The sequence below is a fragment of the Methylobacterium sp. CB376 genome, from assembly GCF_029714205.1.
Classification (GTDB): Bacteria; Pseudomonadota; Alphaproteobacteria; order Rhizobiales; family Beijerinckiaceae; genus Methylobacterium.
Genome location: NZ_CP121648.1, coordinates 3,786,723 through 3,798,701, shown reverse-complemented (window position 1 = coordinate 3,798,701; position 11,979 = coordinate 3,786,723). Strand labels below are relative to the sequence as shown.

Genomic DNA, 11,979 nt, shown 5'->3' with positions numbered 1-11,979 from the left:
TCGCAGCGCGCGTCCGGCCTCGTCCGCGTCGCACCGCTCGGGCGCGGAGGCGGGCTGGGCAGGCCGGGCGCGGGGGGATGGATCTCGGGCGCGTGTAACACGCGCTGGCGGAAGAATGAAAGGCCGCGGCGGGTCCGCGCGCATTAGGCTTGAGCGGGGCGCGCGACTGGACCCTGGTCACGGGGGCGTCGAGCGGCATCGGCGCCGCCCTGGCGCGCGCCTTCGCGGGCCGGGGCCACGCCCTCGTCCTCACGGCCCGCCGGGAGGAGCGGCTGCGGGCCCTCGCCGCGGACCTCGCCGGACGCGTGCCCGTCGCGGTGATCCCGGCCGACCTCGCCCGGCCGGAGGCGCCCGCGCAGCTGCTCGCGGCCGTCGAGGCGCGCGGCATCGTCCTGCACGGCCTCGTCAACAATGCGGGGTTCGGCCTGCGCGGGCGCTTCGCCACCCTGCCGGCCGAGGATCTCTCGGCGATGCTGGCCGTCAACGTGGCGGCGCCGACCGCGCTGGCGCGCGGCGTGCTGCCCGGGCTGATCGCGCGCCGCCGGGGCGGCATCCTCAACGTCGCCTCGGTGGGGGCCTACGTGGCGGGGCCGAAGATGGCCGCCTACTACGCCAGCAAGGCCTACCTGCTCTCCCTGTCGGAGGCGCTCCACGAGGAGGCGCGGCCCTTCGGCGTCACCGTCACGGCCGTCTGCCCGGGCGTGACCGACACCGAGTTCCCGGCCCGGGCCGATGTCGAGGGCACGAAGCGCTTCAACGGGCCCGGCATGGCGGCCGAGGCGGTCGCCCGCCTCGCGGTGGAGGCCTACCTGCGCGGGGATGCCGTGGTGGTGCCGGGGGCCGGCAACCGCGCGACGGTGGCGCTCCTGCGCCTGCTGCCGCGCCGGCTCGCCCGCAAGCTCGCGGGCCGCATGCAGCGCGTGCCCGGGTCATCTTCGGTTCAGTGATCCGCGCTAGATAGGAGGGCAGGGCGACGGGCGTCGCGACGGATGGACTGCGTGGGCACGGATCAGGATCTTCGCACGGCGCTGGCGCGCCTGCGCCAGCACCCGCTCGTGGCGCTGGCGCGGCAATTCACCACCTACGTGACGATCGGCTTCGGCGCCCTCGCGGTGCATTACGGCCTTCTGGTGCTGCTGGTCGAACTCGGCCGGGTCGACCCGGTGCCGGCGGCGATCCTCGGCTACGTGGCGGGCGGGTTCGTGTCCTACACGCTCAACCGTCGCCACACTTACGCGAGCGACCGGCCGCACGGGGAGGCGCTGTGGCGCTTCGTGGTCGTGGCGGGGTGCGGCCTCGTCCTGACCTGGGTCCTGATGGCGCTGCTCATCCGCTGGGCCGGCCTGACCTACCTGCCCGCGCAGGTCGTCACCACGGGGCTGGTGGTGTTCTGGAACTTCTCCGGCAACAAGCTCTGGACCTTCGCGGCGCGCGAGGGGCTGGTGCGGGCCTGATCCGGGATCCGGTCGATCCAAGCGGATCAGGAGCCCGCGCGGCGCTTGAGCGAAGCCCCCATCCGCCATGCCGAAGGGATCAAGCGGATCTGGCATGAGGCGGGTCTCGGGCGCGCTCCCGACACGAAAAACCCCTCGCCCGGGAGGGGAGGGGTCCTGGTCGTCAGCGGCGCGGGGCGCTCACTCGGCGGCGGCCGGCGCGGCCTTGCCCTTGTCGCTGCCGCGCTCGGCCCGCTCGGCGATGCGGGCGGACTTCCCGCGCCGGTCGCGCAGGTAGTAGAGCTTGGCGCGACGCACCTTGCCGCGGCGGGTCACCTTGATCGAGTCGATCATCGGCGAGTAGATCGGGAAGACGCGCTCGACGCCCTCGCCGTACGAGATCTTGCGGACGGTGAAGTTCTCGTTGAGGCCCGAGCCGGACCGGCCGATGCAGACGCCCTCGTAGGCCTGCACGCGGGTGCGCTCGCCTTCCTTCACCTTGACGTTGACGATGACCGTGTCGCCCGGCTCGAAGTCCGGAATGGTCTTGTTGAGCTTGGCGATCTCTTCCTGCTCAAGCTGCTGGATGATGTTCATGGGTCAAGCTCCTGCCGTCACGCCTCGCCGCGGGATGCGGTCCGACGCAGGATTTCGGCGTCCTGTTGTGAGTTGGCCGGCTCTCTACAGGATGGCACGGGCCTTGTCGATGGGTGAGGCGGCCTTGCGGCCCGGGCCGCGGGACGGCAGCATCCGGGCGGCGGAGCGCGTCCTATCATGGCCGAGATCAAGCGGCGCCGGTCCTTCGAGCCGGGTCACCGGCTCAAGTTCCTGGTCCTCGTCGACGGGACGCCCGAATGCGACCGCGCGCTGCACTTCGCCGTGCGGCGGGCCGCGCGGCTCAATGCCCGGGTGGTGATGCTGGCGGTGGCCGAGCCGCCCGAGAGTTTCGAGTGGCTCGGCGTCGGGGACGCGATGCGGGAAGAGGCCGAGGCCGAGATCCGGGAGCGCCTCGACGCCCTCGCGGCCGGCGCGCGCCACGCCGCCGGGGTCGATCCGGAATGCCTCGTGCGCACGGGCGAGCGCGCCGACGAGATCCTGCGCCTGATCCGCGAGGACGAGGATATCGGTTTCCTGGTCCTCGCCGCGGCGACCGGCACGGACGGGCCGGGGCCGCTCGTGGCGAGCATCGCCGGCCGGGCCGCCGGATCCTTCCCGGTGCCCGTGGTGATCGTGCCGGGGGCGCTGACCGAGGCCGAGATCACCGCGCTCGCCGGCTGAGGCCCCTTCGGCGTTGCGGTTTTCGCCGCCCGGGTCCACATCAGCCGTGGCGCCACGCGCCGTTCCCGGCCGGCCTTGAACCGGCGCTGAGAACCCGAGGAACCCGCATGTTCATCCAGACCGAAGCGACGCCGAACCCCGCCACCCTGAAGTTCCTGCCCGGGAAGGTCGTGCTCACGGACGGCACCTTCGAGGCGCGTTCCCCCGACCAGGCGGCGCCCTCGCCCCTCGCCCGCGCCCTCTTCGCGGTGCCGGGCGTGGCCGGCGTCTATTTCGGCCACGACTTCATCTCGGTCACCAAGGCCGAGGACGGTTCGGAATGGCCGCAGGTGAAGCCGGCCGTGCTCGGCGCCATCATGGAGCATTTCCTGTCGGGAGCGCCCGTGCTCGACGCCGGCGCCGCGCCCGCGGCCCCCGCCGAGGAGTTCTTCGCCGAGGCGGATGCCGACACGGTCGCGACCATCAAGGACCTGCTCGAGACCCGGGTGCGCCCGGCGGTGGCGGGCGACGGCGGCGACATCACCTTCCGGGGCTACCGGGAGGGCGTCGTCTACCTGGAGATGAAGGGCGCCTGCTCGGGCTGCCCGTCCTCCACCGCCACCCTGCGCCAGGGCGTGCAGAACCTGTTCCGGCACTTCCTGCCCGAGGTGCGGGAGGTCCAGGCCGTCTGAGGCCCTGTCCACAGCGGCCACGCTTCGCGCTGACGGGGCCGGGCGCATGAGGTAGAGTGTGCGCGCAACGTCGGGCGGCGGAAGGGCCGCGCCCGGCAGCGGAGTCGGCGATCCTTGCGTATCCTGGCCATCGACACGGCGCTCGAAACCTGCGCGGCCTGCATCTCCTCGGACGAGGAGGCCGAGCCCCTGGCGCAGGAGAGCCTCGCGCTGCTGCGCGGCCATGCCGAGGCGCTGCTGCCCCTGGTCGAGCGGGTGGTGGCCCGGGTCGAGGGCGGCTTCGCGAGCCTCGACCGGGTCGCCGTCACGGTCGGCCCGGGCAGCTATACGGGCCTGCGCGTCGGGCTCGCGGCGGCGCGGGCGGTGGGCCTCGCCTGCGGGGTGCCGGTGGTCGGCGTCACCACGCTCTCGGCCCTGCTGGCGCCGCTCCTCGCCTCGCCCGAGGATTTCCTCGGCCAGGGCTACCTCCTCGCCGCCGCGATCGACGCCCGCCACGGCCAGGTCTACTTCCAGGCCCTGAGCCCGGACGGCGGCATCGTGGTGCCGCCGGCCCTGATCCCGGCCGCCGAGGCGGCGCAGCACCTGGTCGGCCCGGCGGCGCTCGCCGGCTCGGCGGCGCCCGCCCTCGCGGCGGCCGCCAACGCGGCGGGCGGCCGGGCGGTCGTGCCGGAGGGGCACATCGCCCCGGAGATCGCCTGGGTCGCCTCGCTCGGCCTCGTCGCCGATCCGGAGCACGCGCTGCCGCGCCCCCTCTATCTCCGCGGGCCGGACGCGCAGCCCCAGGACCACGCCCGCCTGCCTCGGCGCTAGAGCGGCACCCGATCACGTTGCAACCGGGTGCCGCTCTAGATCTTGCCGCATTTTCCGCGACGAACCGGCATCCACTTCGTCGGAAAATGCTCTAGGCAGACTTGCAAGGGGCACTTCCGCTTGGTCTCTTGGTTTCGCATCGATTTTCGCCGCCGAAGCGGTGACCGCTTCGGCACCGGCCGGTCCCGGCCGGCGGAATGATGCTGAGAGGCTGTGATGGAGCGCAGACAGGTGTTGTGCGGGCCCGGGTTGAGCGCCGGGCAGGGGCCGAGAGCAGCCGGAAGCGGGCCTCCCGGCGGGCCGGACGTCGCCGACGCGACGTCACGCCCGTCCGAGCTCCATCACAGCCTCTAGGCCGATGCGGATCCCCTTCCTCTCCCCGCCGCCTCCGCCCCACGTGGCGCCGCTCGTCTCCGCCGAGCACGCCCCCGACCTCGCCGCCCTTCACGCCACCGGCTTCGCGCGGCCCTGGGAGGTCCACGAATTCGAGCAGATGCTCTGCGAGCGCGGGCACGTCGCCCACGGGCTCATGCAGGGCGGGCGGCTCTCGGGCTTCGCGCTGTCGCGGATCGTCCTCGACGAGGCCGAGATCCTCACGGTCGTGATCGGCCCCGCCTCCCGGGGCGCGGGGCTCGGCCGCACCCTGCTCGCCGCGCACCTGCGGGCCCTCGCCGATGCGGGGGTGCGCGTCGTCCACCTGGAGGTCGACGACGGCAACGCGGCGGCGCTCGCCCTGTATCGCCGCCTCGGCTTCGTCGAGACCGGCCGCCGCGCCGCCTACTACACCCGCCCGGACGGAAGCCGGGCCGCGGCCGTGACCATGCGGGCGAGCCTCGCGTGATCGCCCCGGCCCGCGTCGCCCGCCACGCGAAGACGGGGCTGCGCCTCGTCGTCTACGCGGGCGCCTTCCTGCTGCTGATCGGCCCGCACCTCCTCGCCCTGCGGCGGGGCGGGCGGGCGGCGGGGCTCGCGCCCCTCCTCCTGCACCGCCTGTTCCTCGCCCTGTTCCAGGTGCGGGTGCGGGTCTCCGGCACGCCGCCCGCCCCGGGCGAGGCGACCCTGGTGCTCGCCAACCACATCTCCTGGCTCGACATCCTGGTCCTCGGCGCCCTGCGGCCGCTCTCCTTCGTGGCCAAGTCCGAGATCGCCGGCTGGCCGGTGATCGGCTTCATGGCGCGGATGCAGCGCACGGTCTTCATCGACCGCGCCCGCAAGCGCCACACGGCGGTGGTCAACACCGAGCTCAGCCGCCGGCTCTCGGCCGGGGAGACGGTGGTGCTGTTCGCCGAGGGCACGACCGGCGACGGCAACCGCCTCCTGCCCTTCCGCACCTCGCTGGTCGGGGCGGCGCGGGCGGCCCTGACCGAGGGCGGCCTCGACCAAGTGCGGCTGCAGCCCCTCTGCATCGCCTACACGGCGCGCCACGGCCTGCCGCTCACCCGGCGGGAGCGGCCGGAGATCGCGTGGTACGGCGACATGGACCTCGCGCCGCACCTCGCGCTGTTCCTGGAACGCGGGCCGATCGACGTCGAGGTGGTCTGGGCCGAGCCGGTCGCCTTCGCCACCGGCAGCGACCGCAAGGCCGCCACCGCGCTCGCGCAGGACGCCGTGCGCCGGTCGCTGCAGGAGTCCGTGACGGGCCGCGCGCCGTTCCCCGCCGCGCCGCCGGCGCGCTCCGCCGGGGCCTCGCCGGCGCCCGAAGCGGCGCCCGCGGCCCTCCGGGCGGCCGGCTGAGGCCGGCGGCCTCAACCAAACCTTAACCCTGACCGCCCCTTAACTGGCCCCGGCAGCGGCCGGAGCCGGCCCGCTTCCCTTACTTTCGACAGATTCGAGCGCGATCGAACGTCAAACCGCTCAATCCGAGGACGCACCAGGGGCTGGATCCGCCGCCCGGGACGTGAGGACGATTGCATGAACCCCGCCGATGCCGTCCAGGCCCTTCCGGTCCACGAGATCACCCTGTTCGGCCTGTTCTGGCAGGCGCACGTCGTGGTCAAGGTGGTGATGCTCGGGCTGCTCGGCGCCTCCGTCTGGTGCTGGGCCATCATCGTCGACAAGACGCTGCTGTTCCGCCGTGCCAAGGCCGAGATGGACGCCTTCGAGGAATCCTTCTGGTCGGGCCGCTCGCTGGAGGAGCTCTACCGCTCCTTCCACGACAAGGCGCCGACCGGGCTCGCGGCGGTCTTCGTCGCGGCGATGCGCGAGTGGAAGCGCTCCTTCGAGGGCTCGGGCCGCTCGATCCAGAGCCTGAGCCAGCGCATCGACAAGGTGCTCGACGTGACCATCCAGCGGGAGGTCGAGCGCTTCGAATCGCGCCTGCTCTTCCTGGCCTCGATCGGCTCGGCCGGCCCCTATATCGGCCTGTTCGGCACCGTCTGGGGCATCATGACCGCCTTCACGTCGATCGCCGCCTCCAAGAACACCAGCCTGGCGGTGGTGGCGCCTGGCATCGCGGAGGCGCTCTTCGCCACCGCGATCGGCCTCTTCGCGGCGATCCCGGCCGTGCTCGCCTACAACAAGCTCCAGGCCTCGGTGGGCAAGCTGCAGGGACGCCTCGAAGGCTTCGCCGACGAATTCTCCGCCATCCTGTCGCGCCAGATCGACGAGCGCCTCGCGCTCGTCGCCTGACCCCCTCCCCACGCGAGCCGGGACGACGATCATGGGCATGGCCACCGGAGCCGCACAGGGCGGCAAGCGCCGCCGGCGCGGGCGGCGGGGCGGCGCCATCAACGAGATCAACATGACGCCGTTCATCGACGTCGTGCTGGTGCTGCTCATCATCTTCATGGTGGCAGCGCCGATGATGACGGTGGGCGTGCCCCTCGATCTGCCGCAGACCAAGGCCGCGCCGCTCAACTCGGACGCCAAGCCGGTCACCCTCTCGATCCGGCAGACCGGCCAGGTCTTCCTCGGCGAGGAGGAACTCGCCGACGACGCCATCGTGCCCCGCCTCAGCGCCACGGCGCGGGAGGGGTTCGAGGAGCGCGTCTTCGTGCGCGGCGACAAGCGGGTCGATTACGGCCGGGTCGCGCAGGTGATGGCGATCGTGACGGGCGGCGGCTTCAAGAAGGTCGCCCTCGTCACCGAGCCCGACCAGCGATAGGCGCCGCATGGGCCTGCCCTCCCTCAAGCGGTCCGAGCCCGGAATCTGGATCTCGGGGCTGATTCACGTGGCCCTGCTCGGCGCCGCGCTCTACGCCGCGGCGGCCCACGAGCTGCCGCGGGCCGAGGAGGGCGTGCCCGTCGAGGTCATCACCGAGAACGAGTTCTCGGAACTCACGCGCGGCCGGCCGGAGGGCGACGCGCCCGCGAAGGCCCCGCGCGCCGACCGCGTCGCCGACAAGGCGATCGAGAAGGATCCCGGCGAGGCCAAGACCGACGTGCCGACCCCGCCGACCCGCCCGCCCGAGATGAGGGTGGCGAATGCCGAGGAGCCGGTCCTGCCGCCGCTGCGGCCGGCCCTGGAGCCGCCCGCGCCCCTGCCGCCGACGCGCCCCGACGACAGCGAGGCGCGCGAGCAGGCGCGGGCCGAGGCCGCGAAGGCGGAGGCCGCCAGAGCGGAAGCGGCCAAGGCCGAAGCCGCCCGGGCGGCCCGCGCCGAGGCCGCCAAGGCCGCCGCCGAGGCCGCGAAAGCCGCCGCCGCGAGGGCCGCCGAGAAGGCGCAGGCCGAGGCGAAGGCGAAGGCCGAAGCGGCCCGCCGCGAGGAACTGGCGGAGCTGATCGCCCGCGAGGAGGCCGAGGCGAAGGAGAAGGCCGCGCAGGAGAAGGCCCGGGCCGAGAAGGCGCGGGCGGAGAAGGCCCGCGCCGAGGCCAAGGCGCAGGCCGAGGCCCGGGCCAAGGCCGAGGCGGAGGCCAAGGCCGAGGCGGAGGCGGAAGCCCGGGCGGAAGCGAAGGCGAAGGCCGCCGCGGAGGCCAAGGCGGCGGCTGAGGCCAAGGCGGCCGCGGAGGCCAAGGCGGCCGCGGAGGCCAAGGCCAAGGCCGACGCGGCCCGCGCCAAGGCGGTCGCGGAGGCGAAAGCCAAGGCGGCGGCCGAGGCGAAGGCGCGCCGGCAGGCCGAACTCGCCAACCAGTTCAATGCCGGCTCGATCCGCGACATGCTGGCCACCCGCGCCCCCGCCCAGGCGAGCGGCGCCACCGGCCGCGAGGTCCAGCGCACGGCGGCCCTCGGCACCGCCTCGGGGAGCGCGGCCCGGCTCAGCCCGAGCCAGCGCGACGCCCTGGTCGGCCTGCTGCAGCAGCAGATCGAGCGCTGCTACTCGGCCCCGCCCGGCGCCGCCCAGGGCGTGGTGCTGCCGCAGCTCGACATCCGGCTCAATCCGGACGGGTCGCTCGGGGCCGAGCCGCGCATCCTGCGGGCCGGGGGCAGCGCGGTCGACCGCTCGATCGCTGAGGCGGCCGTGCGCGCGGTGCGCCGCTGCGCCCCCTACCGCATCCCCTCCCAGTTCGCGCCCTTCTACAGTGATTGGCGCGTGATCAACGCGGAGTTCGAGCTGCCGCGGGCCTGAGCCGACGACGCGATGACCCCGGCAGGATCGCGCGCCGGGCTCCTCTCCCGCGCGGGAGGGGGACCTCGCCGCTCCGCCCCCACCGCCATCCTGCATCCTTCGACATCCTGACGGACACACGCCCCATGCTTCCTCGCCTCCTCTCGCGATGGCCGCACGCGCTGGCTCCCGTGCTGTGGCTGTTCCTCGTGCTGACCGGTCCGGCCGCGGCGCAGCTCAACCTGCGCGTCGGGTCGGGCGGCGCCTTCCAGCCGATGCCGATCGCGGTGGCGGATTTCGCCGGCGACCCGTCGCTGGCGCCGCTCGTCTCCGGCATCGTCGCCAACAACCTGAAGCGCTCCGGCTACTTCGTGCCGATCGACAGGGCGCGCTTCCCCGAGACGCCGAATTTCGACGCGGCGCCGAACTTCGCCGCCTGGAAGGAGGCGGGGGCGCAGGGCCTGGTCACGGGCCGGGTCACGCGCGACGCCTCGGGCGGCGTCAAGGCCGAGTTCCGGCTCTGGGACGTGCTCTCGGGCCAGCAGATGATCGGCCAGCAATATGCGGGCGGCTCCGGCAATTCCCGCCGCATGGGCCACCTGATCTCGGACGCCGTCTACACGAAGATCACCGGGATCGGCGGCTTCTTCGACACGCGGGTGGCCTTCGTGGACGAGTCCGGCTCCAAGGAGCGCCGCCGCAAGCGGCTCGCGATCATGGACCAGGACGGCGCGAACGTGCGCTACCTGACGAGCGGCGAGGCCGCCGTGGTGGCGCCGCGCTACTCGCCGGCGACGCAGGACATCACCTACATGTCGCAGACCACCGGCCAGCAGCCGCGGGTCCAGGTCATCAACCTGGAGACCGGCGCCCGCCAGGTGATCCCGACCCACGCCGAGATGAGCACGAGCCCCCGGTTCTCGCCGGACGGCCGGCGGATCGTGATGAGCGACCAGGACGGCGGCAACGCCAGCATCTACGTGATGGACCTCGCCAGCAAGGCGCAGACCCGGATCACCAACGCCAACGCCATCGACACCTCGCCGTCCTTCTCGCCGGACGGGCGCGAGATCGTGTTCGAATCCGACCGCGGCGGCCAGCAGCAGATCTACGTGATGGGGGCGGACGGCTCGAATCCGCGCCGGATCTCCTTCGGCGACGGCTCGGCCTCGCAGCCGGCCTGGTCGCCGCGGGGCGACTACATCGCCTTCACGCGCCAGCGGCGAGGCTCCTTCGCGATCTGCATCATGAAGCCGGACGGCTCCGGCGAGCGGGTGCTGACGGAGGGCTTCCACAACGAGGGGCCGACCTGGGCGCCGAACGGCCAATACGTGATGTTCTTCCGCGATCCGGGCGGGCAGGCGGGCGGCAAGCTCTACATGGTCGACGTCACCGGCCGGGTGGAGCAGCCGGTGCCGACCCCGTCCTACGCCTCGGACCCGACCTGGTCGCCGCTGCTCGACGCGCAGAGGTGAGAGGGCGCCGACGCTGACCCGGGCGGCGGGCGCAGAATACTGCGCTGTGCATCCAAGCAGTTGGGCCGTTTAACATTTCTTCGTCTAGATCAGGTAACACCGCCGTATTGGAAAGCTCTTGATGCACCTCACCTTGGCTTCTGCCTTCCTGCAGGCGGTCGCCGTCAAGCTTCTCGTCCGACGTCTCGCCCGCTTCGTCACCTCACCGGTGCCGAGCGCCCATCGCATGGGCCAACGTCGAGCTAATACCGCGGCGCTTTGGCGTTGACTCGGACGTGAGCTGGTTGTGAGGCGCGTCTGTGCTGGCCTGCGGCCTGTGCAGCAGGAAGCCGCCATGGCACGACCGGGCCTGACGATCCGCACCGACCGCGCAAGCACCGCCGAGTTGCGTCGCCTGGCCCGGCGCGCGAGCCCCGCCGATGCACGATGCAGCGCCTCCTGGCCGTCGCTAACGCGCTGGACGGCATGACCGCGCCAGGCGGCCCGGGCGGCTGGGATGGAGCGTCAAGCGCTGCGCGACGCGGTGATCCGGTTCCATGCCGAGGGACTGGCCGGGCTGGTGGACCGTCCGCACGGCCGCAGCGGGAGATTCTCAGCGAGGGCGAGCAGGCAGTGCTGGTGCACCGGATCCTGGTCGGGCCGGACTCGGAGCGCGGGGAGCCGTCGAACTGGACGTTGCCGGACCTCTGCCGCTTTAGCGAGGAGCGGTTCGGCAAGACCATGGGCCCGCCCAGGATGACACCGTCAGTTCTCGTCATCAGGAGCCATCCACACCATCAAGCTCATTGTTCGTTGAGCATTCCGTGCCCCCCGCCCCCAGACCCCACGCCGCCCCGCGCCTTCGTCACCTACGCCCGTGTCAGCACCGCCAAGCAGGGCCGCGCTGGCCGCCGCCAAGGCCCGCGGCCAAGTCCTGGGTGGCTTCCGGGGGAAGAGGTTCACGCCGGCCGACCACGCGGCCGCCGCCGCCGGCCGGAGGGCGCGGGGCGAGCGCAATGCGCAGCGCCTCGCCCCGGCCCTCGCCGAGTTGCGCGCGGCGGGCGTCACCTCCGCGGCCGGCCTGGCCCGCGCCCTGACCGAGCGTGGCATCCCGACCGCCCGCGGCGCGACGACCTGGAGGGTCACCCAGGTGCAAAACTTGCCACGGAATTTCGGACAATCCGCGGGAGACGAGACGGGACGGGACATGGGCGGCGTCACCAGCGGCAACTGGGGCGGCAGGCCCACCGTCGAGAGCTGCCTCGCCCTCGATCTCCCCAAACCCCTGCGCGACCGCATCATCCAGCCCGGCCACACCCGCGTCGGCACCCTGACCTGGACTTCCCGCTACCCCGGGCAGCCCAGGGCCTCCGTCACTTCTTCCGCCACTCTCGGCCAGGATCGCGGGCACGTCCGCCTGCTCTACCGCACCACCCGCCGCCGCACGCTCTCCGAGCACGACGAGACCGTCGCCGTCCTTGCTACGCCCCAGCCCCTCGGGGGCCAGCGCTGGTGGTTCCTCTGCCCCCTCACCGGGCGCCGCACTTCCAGGCTCGACCTGCCCCTCGGCGCCACCGGCTTCGCCGCCCGGCAGGCCTACCGCCTCGCCTACCGCTCCCAGCGCGAGAGCCCCCGCAACCGCGCCATCAGCCGCGCCTTCAAGCTCCGCCACCAACTCGGTGACTCGGACGGTGCCATCGGCGATGGTCTCGACAAGCCCAAGAGCATGCACGCCGCCACCTTCCAGCGGAAGATCGCTCGCCACCAGCGCGCCGAGGACCTCGTCCACGCCCACGCCGCCGCCCTCTTCGGAACAGCCGAGTGACGGCCATCCAATGATCCCGAACGG

14 protein-coding genes are annotated in these 11,979 nt (G+C 73.1%); 13 read left to right on the top strand and 1 reads right to left on the bottom strand.

Translation table 11 applies throughout. The annotated features are described in order from the left end of the window. Positions 1-149: 149 nt before the first annotated feature. Together QA634_RS17205 and QA634_RS17200 are read left to right on the top strand one after the other, a co-directional pair. Positions 150-947 (top strand): SDR family NAD(P)-dependent oxidoreductase, encoded by a 798-nt coding sequence (locus QA634_RS17205; RefSeq protein WP_012333187.1) that lies wholly within the window; start codon positions 150-152, stop codon positions 945-947. A gap of 42 nt (positions 948-989) precedes the next feature. Further along, a complete protein-coding gene (locus tag QA634_RS17200) occupies positions 990-1,454 on the top strand; it encodes a GtrA family protein (protein WP_210161182.1) in 465 nt (154 codons plus the stop codon). Positions 1,455-1,634: 180 nt separating this feature from the next. Here the strand turns inward: QA634_RS17200 and rplS are convergent, their stop codons facing one another. After that, on the bottom strand, positions 1,635-2,030 hold the full coding sequence (rplS, locus tag QA634_RS17195) for a 50S ribosomal protein L19 (RefSeq protein WP_012333185.1): 396 nt from the start codon (positions 2,028-2,030) through the stop codon (positions 1,635-1,637). A 177-nt stretch (positions 2,031-2,207) separates the two neighbouring features. Between rplS and QA634_RS17190 the strand changes: the two genes are divergently transcribed. From QA634_RS17190 to QA634_RS17140, 11 genes are all read left to right on the top strand, one after another. Beyond that, positions 2,208-2,711: a universal stress protein gene (locus QA634_RS17190; RefSeq protein ID WP_012333184.1), complete on the top strand. Its 504-nt coding sequence runs from the start codon at positions 2,208-2,210 to the stop codon at positions 2,709-2,711. Positions 2,712-2,818: 107 nt separating this feature from the next. Further along, positions 2,819-3,382, top strand: a complete 564-nt coding sequence (locus QA634_RS17185; protein ID WP_012333183.1) for a NifU family protein — start codon at positions 2,819-2,821, stop codon at positions 3,380-3,382. A 114-nt stretch (positions 3,383-3,496) separates the two neighbouring features. Beyond that, positions 3,497-4,192 carry a tRNA (adenosine(37)-N6)-threonylcarbamoyltransferase complex dimerization subunit type 1 TsaB gene (tsaB, locus tag QA634_RS17180; protein ID WP_012333182.1) on the top strand — a complete coding sequence of 232 codons (696 nt, stop codon included), beginning with the start codon at positions 3,497-3,499 and terminating at the stop codon, positions 4,190-4,192. A 358-nt stretch (positions 4,193-4,550) separates the two neighbouring features. After that, positions 4,551-5,033, top strand: coding sequence for a ribosomal protein S18-alanine N-acetyltransferase (gene rimI, locus QA634_RS17175; RefSeq protein ID WP_012333181.1), 483 nt, complete (start codon positions 4,551-4,553; stop codon positions 5,031-5,033). After that, entirely contained in the window at positions 5,030-5,926 is an 897-nt protein-coding gene (locus QA634_RS17170; protein ID WP_012333180.1) for a lysophospholipid acyltransferase family protein, read from the top strand. Before rimI ends, QA634_RS17170 begins: the two co-directional genes overlap by 4 nt. A gap of 177 nt (positions 5,927-6,103) precedes the next feature. After that, on the top strand, positions 6,104-6,820 hold the full coding sequence (gene tolQ / locus QA634_RS17165) for a protein TolQ (RefSeq protein ID WP_012333179.1): 717 nt from the start codon (positions 6,104-6,106) through the stop codon (positions 6,818-6,820). Between the two features lie 31 nt (positions 6,821-6,851). Next, positions 6,852-7,295: an ExbD/TolR family protein gene (locus QA634_RS17160; protein ID WP_026190562.1), complete on the top strand. Its 444-nt coding sequence runs from the start codon at positions 6,852-6,854 to the stop codon at positions 7,293-7,295. Between the two features lie 7 nt (positions 7,296-7,302). After that, on the top strand, positions 7,303-8,697 hold the full coding sequence (gene tolA, locus QA634_RS17155; protein WP_012333177.1) for a cell envelope integrity protein TolA: 1,395 nt from the start codon (positions 7,303-7,305) through the stop codon (positions 8,695-8,697). A 125-nt stretch (positions 8,698-8,822) separates the two neighbouring features. After that, entirely contained in the window at positions 8,823-10,151 is a 1,329-nt protein-coding gene (gene tolB / locus QA634_RS17150; protein ID WP_012333176.1) for a Tol-Pal system beta propeller repeat protein TolB, read from the top strand. Between the two features lie 496 nt (positions 10,152-10,647). Continuing rightward, positions 10,648-10,890, top strand: coding sequence for a hypothetical protein (locus QA634_RS35880; RefSeq protein ID WP_150108679.1), 243 nt, complete (start codon positions 10,648-10,650; stop codon positions 10,888-10,890). Positions 10,891-11,007: 117 nt separating this feature from the next. Beyond that, positions 11,008-11,955, top strand: a complete 948-nt coding sequence (locus QA634_RS17140) for a hypothetical protein (RefSeq protein WP_012333175.1) — start codon at positions 11,008-11,010, stop codon at positions 11,953-11,955. Positions 11,956-11,979: the final 24 nt, after the last annotated feature.

Excerpts from the sequence above, each read along its gene's own strand:
- QA634_RS17200 (WP_210161182.1), top strand. The coding sequence starts at position 990 with ATGGACTGCGTGGGCACGGATCAGGATCTTCGCACGGCGCTGGCGCGC.
- rplS (WP_012333185.1), bottom strand. The coding sequence starts at position 2,030 with ATGAACATCATCCAGCAGCTTGAGCAGGAAGAGATCGCCAAGCTCAAC.
- QA634_RS17190 (WP_012333184.1), top strand. The coding sequence starts at position 2,208 with ATGGCCGAGATCAAGCGGCGCCGGTCCTTCGAGCCGGGTCACCGGCTC.
- QA634_RS17185 (WP_012333183.1), top strand. The coding sequence starts at position 2,819 with ATGTTCATCCAGACCGAAGCGACGCCGAACCCCGCCACCCTGAAGTTC.
- rimI (WP_012333181.1), top strand. The coding sequence starts at position 4,551 with ATGCGGATCCCCTTCCTCTCCCCGCCGCCTCCGCCCCACGTGGCGCCG.
- tolQ (WP_012333179.1), top strand. The coding sequence starts at position 6,104 with ATGAACCCCGCCGATGCCGTCCAGGCCCTTCCGGTCCACGAGATCACC.
- QA634_RS17160 (WP_026190562.1), top strand. The coding sequence starts at position 6,852 with ATGGGCATGGCCACCGGAGCCGCACAGGGCGGCAAGCGCCGCCGGCGC.
- tolA (WP_012333177.1), top strand. The coding sequence starts at position 7,303 with ATGGGCCTGCCCTCCCTCAAGCGGTCCGAGCCCGGAATCTGGATCTCG.
- tolB (WP_012333176.1), top strand. The coding sequence starts at position 8,823 with ATGCTTCCTCGCCTCCTCTCGCGATGGCCGCACGCGCTGGCTCCCGTG.
- QA634_RS35880 (WP_150108679.1), top strand. The coding sequence starts at position 10,648 with ATGGAGCGTCAAGCGCTGCGCGACGCGGTGATCCGGTTCCATGCCGAG.